This is a genomic window from Hydrogenophaga aquatica, from assembly GCF_054780915.1.
In genome coordinates, this window is sequence record NZ_BAAGVK010000012.1 from 54,516 (window position 1) to 72,711 (window position 18,196).

Consider the following 18,196-nt stretch of genomic DNA (forward strand, 5'->3'; position numbering starts at 1 on the left):
AGCAAGCATGTCAGACCAGAATGTAGAGCGCGCGGGCCGCCTGGACACCGCCACCCTCAGCGATGCGCTGGACAAATGTGGCCTCAATGGGCAGTGCCACCGCATCAAACCGCGCTCCACCGATTTCCGCATGGCCGGCCGTGCGTGGACCCTGCTGTACGGGCCGGCCGGGCAGCCCGCAGGTACTGTGGGGGACTACATCGACGACGTGCCCGAAGGCGCGGTCATCGTGCTGGACAACGGGGGGCTCGACAACGCCACGGTATGGGGTGACATCCTGACCGAAGTGGCGCACCGCCGCCGCATCGCCGGCACGGTGATCGATGGCGTCAACCGCGACGTGGCCCTCTGTCTGGAGCTGGGTTACCCGGTGTTCAGCCGCGACAGCTACATGCGAACCGGCAAAGACCGAGTGCAGGTCGAGGCTACGCAGATTCCAGTCACCATCGGTGGTGCCCGAGTGGCGCCGGGCGACATTGTGCGCGGCGACGCCGACGGTGTGGTCGTGATTCCGAAGGAGCATGAGGGCCGGGTGCTGGACACGGCCGAAACCATCCACCAGGCCGAAGAGGCCATCCGAGCGGCAGTGCGTTCCGGTACCAGCCTGCGTGATGCACGCAAGGCCATGGGCTACCACCATCTGCAGACGCGGGAGGGCGCATGACCACGGGGCTGGCAGCCAAGCCCACGGTGAACCAGCCCACCGTGCGGCAAGAAATAGAACGGGTCGAGCCGGGGCTGGTGGTGCGCGCCTCGCGCTTGCCCAGTGCTACGCTGCACGAGGCCTACGGCAGAGGGGGTGCGTTGCCGCACGCGATCAAGCCGGTCCATCCATCCATGAAGGTGTGCGGGCCCGCCGTCACAGTGCATTCGCCCGGTGGCGACAACCTGTGGATCCACCGTGCGCTTTATGTGGCGAAGCCCGGTGATGTTCTGGTCGTGCATGTCAGCGATGCCCCGGACTTCGGTTACTGGGGGGAGATCATGTCCACCGCCGCCAAGGCCTGCCGACTGGGTGGCCTGGTCATCGCCGGTTGCGTGCGCGACATCGACCTTCTGGAGCAGATTGGCTTCCCCGTGTTCGCCACCGGGTTGTGCATACGAGGTACCGGCAAGGACCCGATCGCGCGGGGGTGGGTCAACCACCCGGTGAGGTTCGGCGATGTGACCGTGGCCGAGGGTGACTTGATCGTTGGAGACCGTGATGGTGTCGTCGCGATCGAGCGTAGGCGCGCCAACCAGGTGGTGAGTGCTGCCGAGCTGCGCGAAGCCAAGGAGGCCGACGTGCTTCGGCGCATCGCCGCTGGCGAGCGCACCCTGGAGGTCTACAACTTTTGAGGCCATAACCGGCTTCGTTCAGCACAGGAATCACACGCATGGCTCGCATCACATTGGGCATCGGTACATCCCATAGCCCCATCCTCATCCTTGACGGCGAACGCTGGGAACAGAGGGCTCAGGACGATCGGCGCAACCAGTCTCTCTACACCCTCGACGGCCGCAAGCTGTCATATGACCAATTGCAGGCAGAGCGCGGAGAGCCGTTTGGTGAGCAAAGCAACGCCCTGGGCTTTCCCGAGCTGGCGCGGCAGGCCGAAGCGGCACTGGATCAACTGGAGGCCAGACTGTACGCCGCACAGCCCGATGTCGTGCTGGTGATTGGCGACGATCAGGACGAGTTGTTTGGCTTCGACAACATGCCGGCGATTTCGGTCTACCGCGGGGCAGAGGTCGTGATGAAGGAAATGCCCTTGCCGCACCCCCGTTTGAGCTGGGCGGACAAGCCCTTCTGGGCGGGTTACGGCATGGACATGCCCTTGCGTTTCCCCGCCGCTCCGGAACTGGCTGAGGATCTCATTCGGGGCCTTATCCGGCTTGGGGTTGATGTTGCCACTTCCAACTCTGTTCCCAACCCGGGGCAGCGTGCTTTCGGCCATGCCTACGGCTTCATCTACCAGCGTTTGATGAAGCGTCTTCGCGTGCCCATGCTCCCGGTGCTGATCAACACCTATTTCCCGCCGAACAACCCCACGGCAGCCCGCTGTTTTGAGTTTGGTTCGCACATTGCGCACGCGCTGGCTGCCTCACCCATAGACGCCAAGGTGGCCGTTGTGGCATCGGGTGGCCTGAGTCATTTCTTGTGCGAAGAGGCGTTTGACCGGGAGTTGCTGCATGCGATGAAGACGCACGACGTCAAGACGCTGACCCAGATTCCACAGGAGTCGCTGTGCTCAGGGTCGTCGGAGATTCGCAACTGGATCAGCATGGCTGGCGCAGTAGGCCACCTGCGTTGCAGCTACGAAGAGTACATCCCGGTTTACCGCACACCGGTGGGCACAGGCATCGGTCTGGGCTTTGCGGCGTGGGACTGATGCGCAGCTGCCCGTGCCATCTCCCACTGTTTTTTCACCTATATCTTCAGACACCATGATCATCGATTGCCACGGACACGTGAGTCCCCCATCCGACCTTTGGGTCTACAAAGCCAACCTGTTGTCGCACCTTGGTGCGCACGGACGGCGCATGCCCGAGATCAGCGACGAAGACATTCTGCGCTTCGCGAATAAAAAGGAAATGGCGCCCAAGGGGCATCTGGACATGCTCGACGCCCTGGGCACCGACCTGCAGATGCTGTCCCCTCGGCCCTTCCAGATGATGCACAGCGCCAAGCCTTCGAAGCTCGTGCACTGGTTCACCGAAGAGACCAACAACATCATCGCGCGCACGGTCCAACTCATTCCCAACCGCTTTGTGCCTGTGGCTGGCCTGCCTCAGGCAGCCGGGGAGCCGGTCGAAAACTGCCTGCCAGAACTGGAGCGCTGCGTGAAGATGGGCTTTCGCGGCGTCCTGTTCAACCCCGATCCCTACGAAAACACCGGCACTGAAGCTCCTGCGCTGGGTGACCGTTACTGGTATCCGCTGTACGAGAAGCTGTGCGAACTGGACGTTCCGATGCACATCCACGCGACTGGATCGCATTCGCCGCGCAGCCCCTACACGCTGCATTTTGTCAACGAGGAATCCATCGCCGTCTATGGCCTGGTGCACTCCGACGTGTTCAAAGACTTTCCTCAGCTCAAGGTGGTCTGCTCGCACGGCGGCGGCTCCATCCCTTACCAGATCGGGCGCTTCCAGTCGAGCGCGGGCCGTCGCGGCCTGAACTTCCTGGACGGCATGCGCAACATCTACTACGACACCGTGCTTTATTCCGAAGAAGCCCTGCGCTTGTTGATCAAGACCGTTGGGGCCGATCGCTGCCTGTTTGGCTCCGAATGCCCCGGCGTCGGTTCGACGATCGACCCGAGCACCGGCCGCCTGCGCGATGACATCCGGCCCGTGATCGAGAGCTTCGATTGGCTGAGCGCAGAAGAGAAACGCCAGATCTTCTCCGAGAACGCACGCCATGTGTTCGGCCTCGCGGCAGAGAAGTCTGCCTGATCAATGCTTTCCCATCCCTGAACCCGGAAATCTCTCATGAAGATCACTCGTTTCAACGACGGCCGTATCGGCGTCGTGGTCGATGACCGCCATCTGGTGGATGTCACCGAACTTTTGGGCGCCGACCCGGCCGAATGGCCACCAGTGGCGCCGACCCGGCTTGTGGCTGGTTTCGACGAATGGCGTCCCCGGATCGAAGCGGCTTTGCCCGCCTTGCCCCGCATTGCACTGAGCGACGTCAAATTGCTGACGCCTATTCCATGGCCCAACAAGGTGATTGCCTACCCGGTCAACTACCACGACCATGGGCGAGAGATGCAGGCTGGCTACCGCGCCGATCACCAGGGCTTCTTCCTCAAACCCAACTCGTCTCTGTCGGGGGCGGGCGAACCGGTGGTGTTGCCCAACGTGCCCAACCGCGAAGTGCACCACGAAGCCGAGCTGGGCATCGTCATCGGCAAGGGTGGCCGTGGCATCCGGCGTGAAGACTGGCGCGAACACGTGTTCGGCTACGCCTGCCTGATGGACATGGTGGTGCGTGGTCGCGAAGAGCGTGTGTTCCGCAAGGCCTACGACACCTTCTGCCCCGTTGGCCCCTGGATCGTTACCGCCGATGAGGTGGCTGACCCGACGCAGCTGGAGATGAAACTGTGGGTCAACGGCGAGTTGCGTCAACACGCCAACACCCGCGACCTGGTGCTCGACATCCCCGGCATGGTGGAGATGGCATCGGCCGTGATGACGCTCTATCCCGGCGACATCATTGCCACGGGTACGCCCGCAGGCGTGGGCCAGATTCGCGCTGGGGACGAAGTGCGCATCACCATCGACGGTCTGGGCGAAATGACAGTGAAGGTGATTCAAGGCAGCCAGGGTGCCACGCCAGTGTTCGACAAGCCCTACACCCCCGACATCATCAAACAGAAGTGACGTGCCATGAAAGACCTTGACACACTGTATGCGGCCATAGATGCGCTCAGCCTTGAGGGTGGATGGCATCGCAAGACGCCGTCTTTGTGGCCGGAACCTCGCAAGAACTTTGTGCCTTACATCTGGCGCTATGCCGAAGTCAAGCCCATTCTGGAGGCTGCGGGGTACCTCGTGGACCACCGCATGGCAGACAGGCGCAACCTGACGATGACCAACCCCATCGAGGGCAACCTGTACGCCACCGCGCGAACCATGGTGGCGGCCTACCAGTCGATCAAACCCGGTGAGTGCGCAGATTCTCACCGCCACACACCGAATGCTCTGCGCATCATCCTTGAGGGGCGCGGCAGCTACACCACGGTGAACGGCACGCGCGTCGAGATGCGGCCCGGTGATGTGTTGCTGACACCCAGCATGAACTGGCACGCGCACGAAAGCGTGGGCCCGGATGAGTGCTTCTGGGTGGACGTGCTGGACGTGCCTCTGGTCCATCTGCTTGAACCCATGTTCTTTGAGCGCCACCCTGACAAGCTGGAGTCTGAGATACAGAACGTCGCGGAATGTGATCTGGCGCTGCGCTGGGAAGAGTCGTTGCGCCGGCTTGCTGCAGCCGAACCCTCGCAGGACGGCGTCACGCAGCGGCAGGTCGAGTTGGGGTCGCCTGCCCTGAAGACGATGGCAGTCCATGTGTTGCGAATGTCTAAGGGCTTTGCGTCACGCCAACACCGGACCACCGCCAACGCCATCTATACGGTGATTGAGGGGCAGGGCGTCACTGATGTGGATGGCACGCCGCTGGAGTGGCGCCGGGGCGATGTGTTTGTCGTGCCCGCCTGGCGTTCCCACCAGCACACGGTTACCGCCGATGCACACCTGGTGCGCGTGAGCGACGAGCCGGTGATGAAGGCGTTCGGACTTTTGCACAAAGACAAGGTTGACCACGCCTGAAGACCAAACTAAACCAGGAGACACCCTATGCATTCCGATAAAAAATCCAGGCGCTCATGGTTGCTGGCGGCGAGTCTTGCTCTTGTGGGGGCGTGGCCGCTGTCTACTGCGATGGCGCAAACGAGCTACCCAGAGCGCACGATACGCATCGTCACGCCTTACGCCCCCGGCAGCATGGTCGATTCCACCACCCGGCTGGTTGCCGAGGGGTTGCAAAAGAAGCTGGGGCAGCCGGTGATCGTTGAGAACCGGACGGGGGGCATGGGCATGATCGCGATGAATGCGCTCCTGGCCGCGCCTCCGGACGGTTATACATTGCTGACTGACACACCAGCTTCGGCGATCAATCCGACACTCTACAAAGACCAAGCACGCTACAACCCCAAGACCGACATTGCGCCCATTGCGCAGTTCATGAAGCTGCCTTTCGTGCTGGCGGTGCATCCCAGGGTTGACGCGGCCAATGTCAAGGCGCTCGTGCAGCAGCTCGGCAAGCCCAACACGCAAATCAGCGCGGCGGTGGCTGGCACTTCCACAGGACTCGTGACCGATCTGTTCGGCATCCAGACTGGTGTGAAGTTGCACCAAGTCCCATACAAAGGTGCTGCGCCAGCGATTCTCGCTGCGCTCAAAGACGAAGCGCCTCTGATATTGCTGGACGCGGCCAATCTGGTCCCGCACATCCAGGCGGGCAAGCTCAAGGGCCTGCTCATAACCAGCGACGCGCGGTCTGCAGCCTTGCCGGACGTTCCCACCGCTGAAGAAGCGGGGCTGGGGAAGTTCAAGCCGACGACCTGGTTCGGCATCTTTGCCCGCACAGGCGTCCCTCCGAACATCCTCAAACAACTCAATGAGGCTGTACGTGAGGTGATGCAGTCCGGTGCAGCAAAGGACTATCTGCACGCCCGAGGCGCCACGGCTTCAGCCATGAGCCTGGACGAGTTTCGTGGTTTTTTCCATGGCGAGATCGACACGTGGGTCGAGGTGATTCGCCAGGCCCAGATCAAACAATGAGCGTTTCGAACAGCGCAGCGCTTCTGAGAGGTGAACTATGAAAGTACTGATTGCGGGTGGTGGTATAGGTGGGCTGTCTGCGGCGATCGCGTTGCTGCAGAGGGGTATCGACGTCGAGGTCTACGAGCAGGCGCCCGAACTCAAGGAGGTTGGCGCGGGTATACAGATCAGTCCCAACGGCAACAAGGTCCTGGACGCCCTTGGCGTGTTTCAACGACTCAAGGAACTGTCTTGTGATCCCGACCGCAAGGAGTTCCGCCTGTGGAATACCGGCAAGCCCTGGCCCATGCTCAGTCTGGGCAAGACGGTGGTGGAGCGGTATGGTTATCCTTACCTCACTGTCTACCGGCCAGACCTGCACCAGTCCCTGGCAGACCGTGTACGTGAGCTCAAGCCCGATGCAATTCACCTCGGTTGTGGGGTTGCGGGCTGTGAGCAGGACGATGATTGCGCAACCTTGGTTCTGCGCGATGGGCGACGCGTCCAGGCAGACGCATTGATTGGTGCAGATGGTGTGCGCTCGGTGATTCGCAACACGCTTTGGGGCCCTTGTGATCCAGGCTTTTCTGGCATGGTTGCCTGGCGTGGGCTGATCCCGATGGAGGAACTTCCAGAGCACATGCAGGTGTCTGTCGGCTCCACCTGGATTGGTCCTGGCGGCCATGCGGTGTCCTATCCCTTGCACCGCTCCAAGATCATGAACTTCGTAGCCACCATAGAAGGCAAGCACTGGGATGTGCCAGAGGGGTCCGTGATCGGCACCACCGAAGAGTGTCTGGCCGACTTTGCTGGCTGGCACGAGGACGTGCAGACTCTGATCAAGCGCAGTCCGCGCCTTATCAAATGGGCCCTGATGCAGCGCGAGCCGATCGAGCGCTGGACCCAGGGCCGCATTACGCTGCTGGGGGACGCCGCCCACGCAACGCTGCCCTTCCTGGCCCAAGGTGCCGTGCACTCGATTGAGGACGGGATGGTGCTTTCGCGTTGCCTGGAAGGTTCGTCTGTGGAGCAAGTGCCTGAGGCATTGGCGCAATACGAGGCGGCCCGCATTGGCAGAACCAGCAAGATGGTGCGTGGTGCCACGGCGAACACGGACCGCTTCCACAGTCAGGAACTTGCCACCGAGGCGTCGGCTGAAAAATACCTGCAGCGTGAATGGAGCGCCGAGCCCATCTTCGAGCGGTACGACTGGCTCTACAGCTACGACGCGAACATTGCGCCGATTTGATATGTGAGCGGGAGTCACATCTTGAATAAACTGCTCGATGGCATACGCGTCCTGGACTTGAGTAACGTGCTCGCCGGTCCATTCTGTGGTTACCAGTTGGCACTTATGGGGGCCGACGTCATCAAAGTCGAATCACCCGACGGAGGAGATCTTGCCCGTCAGCTGGGCGCGGACGCCGAGTTGAACGGGCAGCAGATGGGTACATCGTTCCTGGCGCAGAATGCTAACAAGCGGTCAGTGGTGATTGACCTGAAATCGGATCAGGGGCGCCAGACGTTTATGGCGCTGGTGCAGGCGTCCGACGTGGTGCTGGAGAACTTTCGCCCTGGGGTGATGGAGCGTCTTGAACTGGGGCATAAGCATTTGCGAAAGGTCAAGCCCAGTCTGGTGTATTGCGCCATCTCTGGTTTCGGTCAGGATGGCCCGCTGGCCAAAGCGCCTGCTTATGACCAGATCATCCAGGGCCGCTCTGGCGTGATGAGCATCACGGGTGATGCGGATGTGGCGCCGCTGCGCGTGGGTTATCCGGTATGCGACACCCTGGGGGGCCTGATGGCCGCATTCGCGATCAGTTCGGCGCTGGTCCGGCGAGGCCAGACCGGTGAAGGGGCCTTCATTGATGTGTCGATGCTCGACACCACACTTGCCGCCATGGGGTGGATAGTTTCCAACCTGCTGATCGCGGGGCAGGAGCCCGTGCCTATGGGCAACGAGAACTTCACAGCAAGCCCGTCGGGTACCTTTGCTACTGGCAATGGCTTGCTCAATATCGCCGCGAACAAGCAGGAGCAGTTTGAAACCCTTTGCGACATACTGGGCGCGTCGCATTTGAAGGTGGACGAACGCTTCGCCAAGCGTGAAGCGCGTAAGCAACACCGCCAGGCACTGCGTGAGGCGTTGGAGTCTTGCCTGCGCCACGCAGATGCCGCTACCTGGGAGGCCCGCTTGAACCAGGCAGGCGTTCCCGCCGGTCAGGTGCTGAGCGTCAAAGAGGCGCTGGCGCAGCCCCAGGTCGCCCAGCGGGGTTTGGTGACGGAGCTGCCCGTCGAAGGGGGCGGGCGGGCAGCCATCAGCCTGACGGCGAGTGCAGTTCTTATTGATGGGAAGCGGCCTGTGCCGCACCTGCCGCCGCCAAGGCTGGGCGAGCACACGGCACAGGTACTGAGCGAACTGGGCATTTTTACCGTCGAAAAGGGGGGGTGAAGTCATGGCAGTCTCTCCTGACCAGTCGCCCGAAGCCAAGTTGGAGCGCGCTGCCGCCTGGTGGTCCACGGCGATCATCGATATCCGCCCTGGCGTGATTCAGCCTCGCGGCTATCCAATTCAAGATCTGATCGGCAGCATCAGTTTTCCTCAAATGATCTGGCTGATGTTGAGGGGGGAGTTGCCCAGTGTTGCACAGGCAAAGTTGTTGGAGGCCGCCCTGGTGTCTGCGGTGGACCACGGTCCGCATGCGCCGTCGATTGCCATCTCGCGGATGGCGGTCACTTGCGGGCTCCCCCTGAATGGAGCGATGGCCTCGGCCATCAATTCGCTCGACGATGTTCATGGGGGTGCAGGTGAGCAGTGTCTGGCGCTCTACCAGCGCGTGCATGCACTGATGGCAGACCAGCCGCTGGAAGCGGCCGTGGCCAAGGCGTTGAACGAACAGACCGAACGCGCCGGCAAGATGATTCCGGGCTTTGGTCACCGCTTTCATCCGGTGGACCCCCGCGCTGTTCGGTTGATGGTTTTGGTGAACGAGGCCGCAGCGAGAGGCGAGGTCGGTGGCGAGTACGCCCAGATTGGCGCGGCGGTTGAACTGGAGATTGCGCGACGAACGGGGCGGTCAGTGCCGATGAACATCGATGGTGCTACGGCGGTTGTCTACGGGGAGCTGGGCTTTGCTCCTCCATTGGCCAGGGGGCTCTTCATTTTGTCGCGGTCAGTGGGCATTTTGGCTCATGCCTGGGAGGAGTCTCAGCAGGGGCGCCGCATCAAGGGACCGATGCCGCCCGAACTGTCGTACCGGTACACCGGCCCGGATCGAAGCGGTCAAAATTCTTTGTGACCGCTTCACCGGCTGTCCGCAGTGGTCCGCTGAGTGTGGTGTATCTCAGCCTGTCAGGGCTTTGGGCTTGCACCAGCTGTCGGGACACGACCTGCGGATTGCCCTCTGCCCATGAAGGGGCGCGGCCAAGGTTCACTTCCCGTTTCGGGGCATTCGGTCCAAGGTGTCATCGAAACCGGCAGCAGTCCAGACCCAGGTCTCCACGTCCTGGCGACTTTCAAACGTCTTGATTTGGCAAGGGCAGCCCTTGCGGCGCACGATTGCCTGGTACTGGTAAGGCCCGCGCTTGTTGATGTTGGCCATCGCATTCTCCGTAAAGAACGGTATCGCGATGCCGCAGCAGAAATTGCGCGGTAGTGCAGCAAAAACACCCCAGAAAGCAAAAAGCCCGCTGAGAAAGCGGGCTAAGTGCTTGATTTTACTGGTGGCTCCTCCCTGATTCGAACAGGGGACCTGCGGATTATGATTCCGTCGCTCTAACCGGCTGAGCTAAGGAGCCAGAGCCTCGCATTATAGCGGGAAATTTCGGCCTGGATCAAGCGTGTTTGAAGTTCGGTGCGCGTTTTTCCACAAAAGCCGCCATGCCTTCCTTCTGGTCGGCAGTGGCGAACAGCGCATGGAACATGCGGCGCTCGAACATGACGCCGTCGGCGAGTGAGCCCTCAAACGCGCGGTTGACCGACTCCTTGGCCGCCATCACCGCCAGCTGCGAGAACCCGGCGATCACGAGCGCGGCACCCAGCGCCTCATCCATCAGCTTGTCCAGCGGTACCACGCGGCTGACCAGCCCGGCGCGCTCGGCTTCGGTGGCGTCCATCATGCGGCCGGTCAGGGCCATGTCCATGGCCTTGGACTTGCCCACGGCGCGGGGCAGGCGCTGCGTGCCGCCCGCGCCGGGGATGATGCCAAGCTTGATCTCGGGCTGGCCGAACTTGGCGTTGTCGGCGGCAATGATGAAGTCGCACATCATGGCCAGTTCGCAGCCGCCGCCCAGCGCAAAGCCGCTCACGGCTGCGATGACCGGCTTGCGGATGCTGCGAATGGTTTCCCAGTTGCGGGTGATGTAGTCGCCCTTGTACGCGTCGGCAAAGCTGTAGTTGGCCATGGCCCCGATGTCGGCCCCGGCTGCGAAGGCTTTTTCACTGCCGGTGATGATCATGCAGCCGATGTCGTCGTCGGCATCGAAGGCCTTGAGCGCTGCCCCCAGCTCGTTCATGAGCTGGTCGTTCAGCGCGTTGAGCTGTTTGGGGCGGTTCAGCGTGACGATGCCGACGCGCCCTTCGGTGCGGACCTGGATCAATTCTGGGGATGTGCTCATGCTTGTCTCGGCGTGGTTGGAATGTTGGGAAATTCAACTATAGCGGCAGCACAGGTGCAGGATGTGACGCGCCGGGTACAAAAGCTGCCTGCGCTGCGCCTGGGTTCCCGACAAGAACGCCGCCATCGGGTAGATTGCGGGGGAAAGCAACAACGAGGAGACCAAACATGACGGATGCATCAAACGACACGCCTGTGCGCTACGAAGAGCTTGGGGCAGTGGCCGTGGTGACGTTGAACAGACCGCAGGCGCTCAACAGCTTCACGCGGGCCATGCTTCTGGAGCTGCAGGGGGCGTTCGACCGGGCGGCGGCCAGCCCGGCGGTGCGTGCGCTGGTGCTCACGGGCTCGGGGCGTGGCTTCTGTGCCGGGCTGGACCTGTCAGAGCTCGACTTCACCCCTGGCGAAGGTCTGGAGGAGCGAGCCAATCCTGGGCCGGTGCTCGACGGGTACTTCAACCCGATGGTGCGCAAGCTCATGAGTCTGCCGGTGCCGACCATTGCCGCCGTCAACGGGGTAGCCGCTGGCGCGGGCGCGTCTCTTGCCATGGCCTGCGACATGACGGTGGCCGCTCCGGCTGCCAGCTTTGTCCAGGCATTCAGCAAGATTGGCCTCATCCCCGACGCTGGGGGCAGCTGGTTGCTGGTGGAGCGGCTGGGGCTGGCACGCGCCATGGGCCTGGCCATGACCGGCGACAAGCTGCCCGCCAGCCAGGCCAAGGAGTGGGGTCTTATCTGGGACGTGGCCGAAGACCCGTTGGCAGTGGCCATGGGCCTGGCAGAGCGTCTGGCGGGAATGCCGACGCGGGCGCTGGTGGCCACGCGCACCTTGCTGCGCGAGGCGGCGACGCGGTCGCTGGACCAGCATCTCGATGTGGAGCGCGACCTGCAATCCGCCCTGGGGCGCACGCACGACTATTTCGAGGGGGTCAATGCCTTTCTCGAAAAGCGCGCGCCCCGTTTCAAGGGCGAGTAAGGTCTTTCGGCCGCGGGGGCTGGCTTCACTCCTGGAGCCAGCGCCGCGGCGTGTCTGCCTGGCGTGCGGCCGCCCGGGACAGGCGCACGGCGCAGGACGCCGCAGGCCAGCGCAAGGGGCAACGCAGCACGCGGCCATCGCGTGCCACCCAGGCGGTGACGGAATCCTGCCCCCGGGCATGCAGTGCAACGTCCTCCAGTTTGCGTACCCGCCAGTTGGCGGGCGTGCCATCGGCAGTTACCGTTTCCACGGCCAGCCATTCGTCCCCGGCCGCCATGCCGGCGACTTCCGCGGCTGAGCCTCGCAGCACGTTCTTCAGCACCAGGCCGTTCGATTCACTGACGCGCAGCCCCAGTTGCTGTGCCAGCGGGGCTGGTTCCTCGTTCCATTGCACGCCATGGCGTTGCAACAGTTCTCGCAGGGGCAGGTCGGCGGTGCCGTGCACCCAGGCTTGCAGCTCTTCCTGAAAACTGCGCCTGCCCAGCTGGCGAAGCACTGCCAGCAGATCGCCCTGCCGCATGGGGCCGCCGCTGCACCGTTCGTACAGCGAGCGCATCACTTCGTCCAAGGTGGTGTGGCCTTCGGCGCGCAGGGTGAGGTCCAGGCACAAGGCCACCAGTGCGCCCTTGGTGTAGTAGCTGACGGTGGCGTTTGGCGTGTTTTCCTGTACGCGGTAATACTTGATCCAGGCGTCGAAACTGGCCTGTGCCACGCTCTGTACCAGCCGCCCCGGCGTTTGCAGAACCTGGTTGATGGTCTTGCTCAGGAGCTGCAGGTAGGCCGTTTCGTCAATGAGCCCAGCGCGCAGGACGAGCAGGTCGTCGTAATAGCTGGTGAAGCCTTCGAAGAACCACAACAGCTCGGTGTAGTTTTCCTGCTCGTAGTCGTAGCGGGAGAACTCGTGCGGGCGCAGGCGCTTGACGTTCCATGTGTGGAAATATTCGTGGCTGATCAGCCCCAGCAGGGTGGTGTAGCCGTCGGAGGCCTTGAGCGCCGCAGGCTGGCTGCCGCTGTCCGGCAGACGCGGCAGATCGGCGCGCTGGCAGATCAGGGCCGTCGAGTGGCGATGCTCCAGCCCGCCGTAACCATCCTGGCTGGCGTGCAGCATGAAAAGATAGCGGTCGAAGGGTGGCTTCCCCTGGCCGCGCTTGCCATGCGGGCCGTGCCAGAGGGCCATTTCGGCTTCGCAGATGCGCTGTGTGTCGCGCAACAGCCTCTCGCCGTCGAAGCCCGCGCCAGCGCCACTGACGACGAACCGGTGTGGTACGCCGCGAACCTTGAAGGAGCCGCTCCAGAACCGGCCCATTTCCACGGGGGAGTCGGCCAGCTCGTCGTAGTTTTCCGCCACATAGCGGCCAAACCCGCCGCGCTTGACCTTTTGCGGAAGGAGCGCAGTGGCGGCCTGCCAGCCTTCGGTGTGCCGGTTGGCTTGCAGCTCCAGGGTGTGAAGCGCCTGCTCGCGCCCGTGTACCCGCAGGCAAACGCTGGTGGGGTTGAAGAAGCCGCGTGTCTGGTCAAGGAAGGCGGTGCGCACGGACGCGTCGAAGGCATAGACCGAGTACCGCAGCGTCAGCGTGCGCGCACCGGCGGGTGTGGCAGCTTCCCAGGTGTTCTTGCTGGTCTGCCGCAGCGGAAGGGGCTGGCCGTCCACCTCGGCGCGGAGTTCCTGCAGGTGCTGCGAGAACTCCCGCACCAGGTAGCTGCCCGGAATCCACACCGGCAGACTGAAGCGTTGCCGGCGCGATGGCTGGGAAACCTGCAGGCAGACGTCGAGCAGGTGGGCGTGCGGATCCCGGACGCTGACCTGGTAAAGCGGTCCGGCGTGTTCGCCAGTGCGCGTGGAGCGGGCGGCGCTCATTTCGCCGCAGCCAGCATCTGCTCGATCTTCTTGAAGTCGGCACCCTGGATGCGTGTGCCATCTGCCAGGAAGCTCGTGGGCGTGCCGGTGATGCGCATGCGGCCCGCGAACTCCAGGTTGCGCGTGAGCGCGGCCGTGTCACAGCTGGCATTGGCTGGCGTGGCGCCGTTGAGCATCCATTCGTTGTAGGAAGCGGCCTTGTCCTTCGCGCACCAGATGTTGCGGGCCTTGGTCTGGGAGTCCGCCCCCAGGATGGGGATGAGGAAGGTGTAGACCGTGACGTCGTTGAGCTTGATCAGGTCACGTTCCAGCCGCTTGCAGAAGCCACAGTTAGGGTCGCTGAACACGGCGATCTTGTTCTTGCCGTTGCCCCGAACGGTGGTGAAGGCGTCTTTCAGCGGCAGCTGGTCGAAGGCGATGGCCGTGAGCTTGTTGACGCGTTCTTCCGTCAGGTTGGCGCGTGTACGGGTGTCGATCAGCTCACCTTGCAGCAGGATGAAGTCGCCCTTGGCGTCAGAGTAGAAGATGTCACTCTGGTTGATGCGAACTTCATACAGCCCGTTCATGGGTGTCTTGCTGACTTCCTCGATCTTGGGGAGGGTCGGCAGGCGTTCCGCCAGGTTCTTTCGGATGGCGGCTTCCTGGGCCTGAGCCCCGGTGAAGGCCGCGGCGACGGCCAGGGCGAATGCCAGGCGGAGTGTGGGGTGCAGGGATGTCATGGATGCTTGGTGTCGGGAATAGGGGGTAGGGTTCCGCAAGCGGGTGCAGCGGACCATCAGAGGGCGTTGGTGCCCATGGCGCGGCGTGCCGCCCAGGATTTGACAAGGGGCAGCTGGTCAAATCCGCGCAACCCCCAGCGGCGCAGCGCCTGGAGTCTGCTGTCTTGCTGGTTGAACAGCCCAAAGAGGCTGTCGGTTGCCCAGGCCATGCTGTTGAAGTCGGCCTGACGGGCGCGTTCGTAGCGCCTCAGCAGTTTCAGGTCGCCAAGGTCGCGCCAGTACTCGCGTTCGTGCAGGACGCGCGCCAGCTCGCCCACGTCGCCCAACCCGACGTTGAGCCCCTGGCCCGCGAGTGGGTGCATGGCGTGCGCAGCGTCACCAGCAAGGGCCACGCCGGGCTTGACCCAGTGCCGCGCCCGTGAAAGCTCCAGGGGCCAGCCCGCGGGCTGGCCCAGCAGCGTCATGCCGCCCAGTGCGTGATCGCATGCATGCATCACCGCCTCGGCCATGGCGGCCGCCGGAAGCGTCAGCAAATGCGCCGCGCGTTCATGAGGGACCGACCACACCAGTGCCACGGCGTTGCCTTGTTCACCTTCCAGCGGGAGCAGGGCCAGTATGTCGCCGTTGATGAACCATTGGCGGGCCACGCCGCCGTGCGGCCGTTCGCAGCGCAAACGCGCGGCCACGGCGGTTTGCGGATAGGGGCGGGTGTCGAATTCGAAGCCCAGCGCGTCGCGAGTGCTGCTGCGCTTGCCTTCGCAGATCACCGTCAGCGCGGCCTTCGGGCATTCGTGCACTGTATCGACGCCTGACTGGAACTGCACCGCCTGGGCCAGCGTCTGCTCGAGCGCGGGGACGTCCACGATCCAGGACAAGGCGTTGACCCCCAGGGAGCTGGCGTCGAAGCGCACACTGGCGGTGGCATCGCCCGCGTCTGCCACCCACATGTGGCGAACCGCCGTTGCAGCGGGCGGGTTGAAGCTGGGGGCGTCTGGCCAGACCCGCAGGGATTGCAGGAGTTGCCGGGATGTTTCGTTGAGCGCATACGCCCGGATGTCCGGTGAGCCGGCCGCGGCTGGCGCGGGCGGGCGCGTCACCAGGGCCACGCGCAGGCGGTCCCGGGCCAGTAACAGGGCCAGCGTGTGCCCCACCACGCCACCACCGAGAATGGCCACATCGTACTTGGTGCTCATGACCAAATTGTAGAAGCAAGGCAAAATGGTTGCCCCAACCACATCCATGCCTTCCTGAGCCGCGCCCGATGACTGAATTTGCCAGTTCCGAAGCAACCCTGCCGTTGTACATCGAGGAGCTCTGGACGTATCCGGTGAAATCCTGCGCGGGCGTGAGACTGTCCAGCGTCGAATTGCTCGACACCGGGCTGGAGTGGGACCGCTCCTGGATGGTCGTGGACGAGCGCAACGAGTTCGTCTCGCAGCGAGAGCTGCCGCAAATGGCGCTGATCCAGCCGCGCTTCAGGATGGGACATCTGGAGTTGCGGGCGCCCGGGATGCTGTCGCTGCACCTGGCGCTGGACGCCGCCGAGGCCCCCAGGCGCGTGCGCGTGTGGGACGACGAGGTGGACGCCTACGACATGGGAGACGTGGCGGCGCAGTGGTTCACCGATTTTCTGGGGTCTCGCGCCCCTTCCGGGATGCAGCGTTTGCGCCTGGTCCGCTTTGACCCAGAAGTGCGGCGGCTTTCGTCGTTGAAATGGACGGCGGGCGTGGAGGCGCCCAACCAGTTCAGCGACGGTTTCCCTGTGCTCGTGCTCTCGCGGGCGTCCCTTGACGAACTCAACGGGCGCCTCACGGCTCTTGGGCATGCGGCGGCAGGCGTCGAGCGTTTCCGCCCCAACATCGTGCTGGGCGGGCTGGAGGCCCACGACGAAGACCGCCTGGCTTCCTTGCGGCTGCGTGCCGAGGGTGTGCCGGATGCGCCGCCGGTCTGGCTGCAGCCGGTCAAACCCTGCTCGCGGTGCAGCATTCCCGACATCGATCCCGCCACGGGCGAGCCAGGAAGTCTTGTCAGCCCCGTCCTGCACGCCTACCGGCAGGACCGCCGCCTGATGGGGGCGGTCACTTTCGGCATGAACGCGATCGTGCGTGGCGGCGCGGGGCAGATGCTGCACGAAGGCATGAAGGGGGAAGGCGAGTGGGGCCCGTGGGAGGGCTGATCAGACGCGGCGCAGCAGCTTGGACTTGTCGAGACGAATCCTCACGTCTTCTGGTGACAGCGGTTTGTCGACCTGGTAGCGGTCTTGCTGCGTGTCGCGCTTTCCCGGGGTGCTCAGGGGCATGCCTTGCCCGTCGGCGATGGCCATGGTGAGGGGCGTGTTGACCCGCTCCCCCCGGCGAACCACCACCGCCGTTTCAGATGATTTCAAGCGCACGTAGGTGCCCGGCGGGTACATGCCCATGAGCTTGACGAAGGCCGCGCCCAGCGTGCCGGCCTGCTCTTGTGCTTCCAGGTAAAGGTTGCCGGCCGCGACCTTGGGGGGGAGTCCCCTGCGGCTGCGGCGCGGGCTGATCCGGGCCACGAAGCGGTCGGCCATCTGCAACAGGCGCAGGCTCACGCGCCGTTCTTCGTCGGGTACGGCGATGTCCTCCAGCGAGGCGTGGTGTTCCTGTACCAGCCACAGCCAGCCTTCGTCGGTGACGCCAAGCTCCTTGAGCCGGTCAACCCCGCCCTGGGGGTGACGGTCGATCTCGGCGCGCTGCCCGTCGTCTACAGGGCGGACCTGGTTGGCCAGCTGGTCCTGCAGCTGGCTCATGGCGATGTTCATGGTCAGCGCGGCCCGGGTGAGGGCTTGCAACGCGGCCCCTTGCACGCCTACCAGCGGTCCGATCATTCGGCACAGCGCCGCTGACAGCAGGGCATGACCGGCGCTGTAACCCTGGTCGCGGTCAAACAGCATCTGCACCATCACGAAAAGGCTGTCGTCCTCGCGTTGGCCCAGGAGGTACTGCATACCTTGTTCCACCGCCTGCAGGCGCGGCAGGAAATCGGCCTCCGAGACGTCTGGCCGCTGCAGAAGGCCATTGAGCCGCCGGTGAAGGGCTGGCCAGGCTTCTGTGGGGTCATCATCCAGCCACGGCGGCGCCACCGCACCAGCATCGGCGAGCGAAGCACAGGTATCAGTGGGGTCGCTGGTTGCCATTGGATGTCACATGGTGTGATGTATCGTTTCGCCTCGCATTTTATCGGTTGATTTGATAGTTGTGTTGGCTTTTGATGCCGAGTGACGGCGCGGCAGTGCGTCAGCGTTTGCTGTCGGAGCCGTGCCCGATGACACCGCCGATGGCAGCGCCACCCAGCGTCCCCAGTGTGCTGCCGCCAGTGAGGACGGCGCCGCCGATCGCTCCGACGCCTGCGCCGATGGCTGCGTTCTGCTGACGCTGGGTCAGGTTGGCGCAAGCCATCAGGGACGGGACGACGAGCAATGCGAGAAGCGGTTTCGCGATGCGGTGCAGCGTTTTCATATGAGACTCCTTGATCTTCGTGTTGGGCGCCGGTGTACGCATGGCACCGGCATTGTCATGTTCGGTGCAGGCTCGCCCGGCCGTGGTGACGGACTGCATCTGAGGTTTCCTTGTGTAACAGCCGCCGGCGCTGCCTGCATCTGCTGCCCGGTACAATCTGCAACCATTTCCCCCGGTTTTTGCGCGATTCCCGCCCGGACCATGCCGGCCGTTTCGACGCGAGCGCCTTGCATGTCA

At 63.5% G+C, this 18,196-nt stretch carries 19 protein-coding genes and 1 tRNA gene; 12 read left to right on the plus strand and 8 right to left on the minus strand.

The features are described 5' to 3' along the window. Positions 1 to 7 precede the first annotated feature (7 nt). From ACYVHH_RS11535 to ACYVHH_RS11580, 10 genes are read left to right on the plus strand one after another with little or no spacing between them, the layout of a single operon-like run. Complete coding sequence (locus tag ACYVHH_RS11535) at positions 8 to 664, plus strand: RraA family protein (RefSeq protein WP_460565319.1); 657 nt, start codon at positions 8 to 10, stop codon at positions 662 to 664. Next, complete coding sequence (locus tag ACYVHH_RS11540; protein ID WP_460565320.1) at positions 661 to 1,338, plus strand: 4-carboxy-4-hydroxy-2-oxoadipate aldolase/oxaloacetate decarboxylase; 678 nt, start codon at positions 661 to 663, stop codon at positions 1,336 to 1,338. Before ACYVHH_RS11535 ends, ACYVHH_RS11540 begins: the two co-directional genes overlap by 4 nt. A 38-nt stretch (positions 1,339 to 1,376) precedes the next feature. Further along, complete coding sequence (locus ACYVHH_RS11545; RefSeq protein WP_460565321.1) at positions 1,377 to 2,372, plus strand: DODA-type extradiol aromatic ring-opening family dioxygenase; 996 nt, start codon at positions 1,377 to 1,379, stop codon at positions 2,370 to 2,372. A gap of 55 nt (positions 2,373 to 2,427) precedes the next feature. Further along, positions 2,428 to 3,438, plus strand: a complete 1,011-nt coding sequence (locus ACYVHH_RS11550) for an amidohydrolase family protein (RefSeq protein WP_460565322.1) — start codon at positions 2,428 to 2,430, stop codon at positions 3,436 to 3,438. A 36-nt stretch (positions 3,439 to 3,474) separates the two neighbouring features. After that, a complete protein-coding gene (locus ACYVHH_RS11555; protein ID WP_460565323.1) occupies positions 3,475 to 4,368 on the plus strand; it encodes a fumarylacetoacetate hydrolase family protein in 894 nt (297 codons plus the stop codon). Between the two features lie 6 nt (positions 4,369 to 4,374). Beyond that, complete coding sequence (locus ACYVHH_RS11560) at positions 4,375 to 5,316, plus strand: cupin domain-containing protein (RefSeq protein ID WP_460565324.1); 942 nt, start codon at positions 4,375 to 4,377, stop codon at positions 5,314 to 5,316. Between the two features lie 27 nt (positions 5,317 to 5,343). Further along, a complete protein-coding gene (locus tag ACYVHH_RS11565; RefSeq protein WP_460565325.1) occupies positions 5,344 to 6,330 on the plus strand; it encodes a Bug family tripartite tricarboxylate transporter substrate binding protein in 987 nt (328 codons plus the stop codon). A 37-nt stretch (positions 6,331 to 6,367) separates the two neighbouring features. Then, positions 6,368 to 7,558, plus strand: coding sequence for an FAD-dependent monooxygenase (locus tag ACYVHH_RS11570; RefSeq protein ID WP_460565326.1), 1,191 nt, complete (start codon positions 6,368 to 6,370; stop codon positions 7,556 to 7,558). Positions 7,559 to 7,579: 21 nt separating this feature from the next. After that, a complete protein-coding gene (locus ACYVHH_RS11575; protein ID WP_460565327.1) occupies positions 7,580 to 8,761 on the plus strand; it encodes a CaiB/BaiF CoA transferase family protein in 1,182 nt (393 codons plus the stop codon). 4 nt (positions 8,762 to 8,765) lie between these two features. Next, a complete protein-coding gene (locus ACYVHH_RS11580; RefSeq protein WP_460565328.1) occupies positions 8,766 to 9,608 on the plus strand; it encodes a citryl-CoA lyase in 843 nt (280 codons plus the stop codon). A 132-nt stretch (positions 9,609 to 9,740) separates the two neighbouring features. On the opposite strand, the gene ACYVHH_RS11585 is transcribed toward ACYVHH_RS11580, so the two are convergent. The 3 genes from ACYVHH_RS11585 to ACYVHH_RS11595 all read right to left on the minus strand — a co-directional run bounded on the left by ACYVHH_RS11585 (position 9,741) and on the right by ACYVHH_RS11595 (position 10,926). Then, a complete protein-coding gene (locus tag ACYVHH_RS11585; RefSeq protein ID WP_460565329.1) occupies positions 9,741 to 9,911 on the minus strand; it encodes a hypothetical protein in 171 nt (56 codons plus the stop codon). 119 nt (positions 9,912 to 10,030) lie between these two features. Then, positions 10,031 to 10,107 (minus strand) — tRNA-Met (locus ACYVHH_RS11590). Positions 10,108 to 10,143: 36 nt separating this feature from the next. After that, positions 10,144 to 10,926 (minus strand): enoyl-CoA hydratase, encoded by a 783-nt coding sequence (locus ACYVHH_RS11595; RefSeq protein WP_460565330.1) that lies wholly within the window; start codon positions 10,924 to 10,926, stop codon positions 10,144 to 10,146. A gap of 167 nt (positions 10,927 to 11,093) precedes the next feature. Between ACYVHH_RS11595 and ACYVHH_RS11600 the strand changes: the two genes are divergently transcribed. After that, entirely contained in the window at positions 11,094 to 11,900 is an 807-nt protein-coding gene (locus tag ACYVHH_RS11600) for an enoyl-CoA hydratase-related protein (RefSeq protein WP_460565331.1), read from the plus strand. Positions 11,901 to 11,925: 25 nt separating this feature from the next. Here the strand turns inward: ACYVHH_RS11600 and ACYVHH_RS11605 are convergent, their stop codons facing one another. From ACYVHH_RS11605 to ACYVHH_RS11615, 3 genes are read right to left on the minus strand one after another with little or no spacing between them, the layout of a single operon-like run. Further along, positions 11,926 to 13,758 (minus strand): M61 family metallopeptidase, encoded by a 1,833-nt coding sequence (locus ACYVHH_RS11605; RefSeq protein ID WP_460565332.1) that lies wholly within the window; start codon positions 13,756 to 13,758, stop codon positions 11,926 to 11,928. Then, the gene (locus ACYVHH_RS11610) at positions 13,755 to 14,477 is read right to left on the minus strand and encodes a DsbC family protein (protein ID WP_460565333.1); all 723 of its coding nucleotides are present in this window, start codon (positions 14,475 to 14,477) and stop codon (positions 13,755 to 13,757) included. The genes ACYVHH_RS11605 and ACYVHH_RS11610 overlap by 4 nt, the downstream gene beginning before the upstream one ends. 56 nt (positions 14,478 to 14,533) lie before the next feature. After that, complete coding sequence (locus tag ACYVHH_RS11615) at positions 14,534 to 15,670, minus strand: FAD-dependent monooxygenase (protein ID WP_460565334.1); 1,137 nt, start codon at positions 15,668 to 15,670, stop codon at positions 14,534 to 14,536. A 68-nt stretch (positions 15,671 to 15,738) separates the two neighbouring features. On the opposite strand from ACYVHH_RS11615, the gene ACYVHH_RS11620 reads away from it, so the two are divergent. Next, on the plus strand, positions 15,739 to 16,653 hold the full coding sequence (locus ACYVHH_RS11620) for an MOSC domain-containing protein (RefSeq protein WP_460565335.1): 915 nt from the start codon (positions 15,739 to 15,741) through the stop codon (positions 16,651 to 16,653). On the opposite strand, the gene ACYVHH_RS11625 is transcribed toward ACYVHH_RS11620, so the two are convergent. Next, positions 16,654 to 17,637, minus strand: a complete 984-nt coding sequence (locus tag ACYVHH_RS11625) for an HD-GYP domain-containing protein (RefSeq protein ID WP_460565336.1) — start codon at positions 17,635 to 17,637, stop codon at positions 16,654 to 16,656. A 100-nt stretch (positions 17,638 to 17,737) separates the two neighbouring features. Next, positions 17,738 to 17,959 (minus strand): glycine zipper 2TM domain-containing protein, encoded by a 222-nt coding sequence (locus tag ACYVHH_RS11630; protein WP_460565389.1) that lies wholly within the window; start codon positions 17,957 to 17,959, stop codon positions 17,738 to 17,740. Positions 17,960 to 18,196: the final 237 nt, after the last annotated feature.